Source organism: Acinetobacter sp. 228, assembly GCF_048147885.1.
In genome coordinates, this window is sequence record NZ_JAYWYV010000532.1 from 1 (window position 1) to 1,091 (window position 1,091).

Genomic DNA, 1,091 nt, shown 5'->3' on the forward strand with positions numbered 1-1,091 from the left:
GACATCAACTATGTAATTGGGTATCTCAATACTAATCATGCAAATGCAGCGAGTGAAGGGAAGCCTTTAGTTGTTACTATCACATGTAAGCAAGAAAGCCTTTCAGCAGCACAACGAAGATTATATTGGCTCTGGATGACTGAATACGGAAACTATAGAGGTCTGGATAAAGAAGAGGCTTCATCGTTCTTTAAATACAAATATCTGTCAGTAATTTATAACCGTGACAATGTGGGTGAATATCCTGAAACCTTTAGGACTATGAAGGAACTCAAAAAGACTGGTGCAAGCCAATATGAGGCTTTGCGGGAGTTTGTTGCTAATAGGATCAGTATCACAGAAGCAACTACAAAACAGATGAAAGAGTTCTTGAATGATATCGAAATCTTTTGTCTAAAGGATGGTGTGAAGCTGACTTGTCCAGATGATTTGAAGTATGTGTTGGAATAGTTAAGCGGCTAAGATATATTGTTTTTTCTTTAATCATTAAAACAAGGAAAAGCAATGTTTGTTCAACATGATGAGTATCTAATCAACACCTCAAATATTAACTACATTAAATTAAATGAAAATGCTCTGAAGGTTTATGTATACGTTGGTCCTACTGGTGAAGGCAATGCTGGAGGAATGATTCCTCTAAGTTGTGAAGATGAAGCAGAATATGAAGAATTGATTGCTAAATTAACTAAGTAAGAATGACCGCCCAAGTGGCGGTTTTTTAATGGGTGAGATTTATGAAAAGACCTTATCCGCCTGAACAAGATAGTCCTTATGCAGATGATGAAGACCTAATCGATAGTGGTGGTCTATTACATTTTGAACCTGCTAATAATGATTTATGGCCGTGGATTGAAGATACCTTCTTGCGTGAATGGGGGAAACTTCACAATCCAGACCATGAACACCTTCTAAGCTTTCAGCCTCCTGAGATTTCATTCTTATGGGCCTACGCTAAATGTGAGGCGAAAGATAAACGAGTATTTGGTCAAACCGAGAAAGTGATGATTAATGTCGGTGGGTGGCGTAAACAGCGTCAGGAACTGCAATTGATTAATTGGTTTGGTGATATTCCTAAATACATTATTACTTTA

At 37.5% G+C, this 1,091-nt stretch carries 3 protein-coding genes; all 3 read left to right on the forward strand.

The features are described from left to right. The coding region (locus tag VXQ92_RS20520; RefSeq protein WP_416683021.1) for a hypothetical protein at positions 1-450 on the forward strand (450 nt) is incomplete at its 5' end. Positions 451-504: 54 nt separating this feature from the next. After that, a complete protein-coding gene (locus tag VXQ92_RS20525) occupies positions 505-693 on the forward strand; it encodes a hypothetical protein (RefSeq protein ID WP_043041431.1) in 189 nt (62 codons plus the stop codon). A 41-nt stretch (positions 694-734) separates the two neighbouring features. Further along, the coding region (locus tag VXQ92_RS20530) for a putative metallopeptidase (RefSeq protein WP_416683022.1) at positions 735-1,091 on the forward strand (357 nt) is incomplete at its 3' end.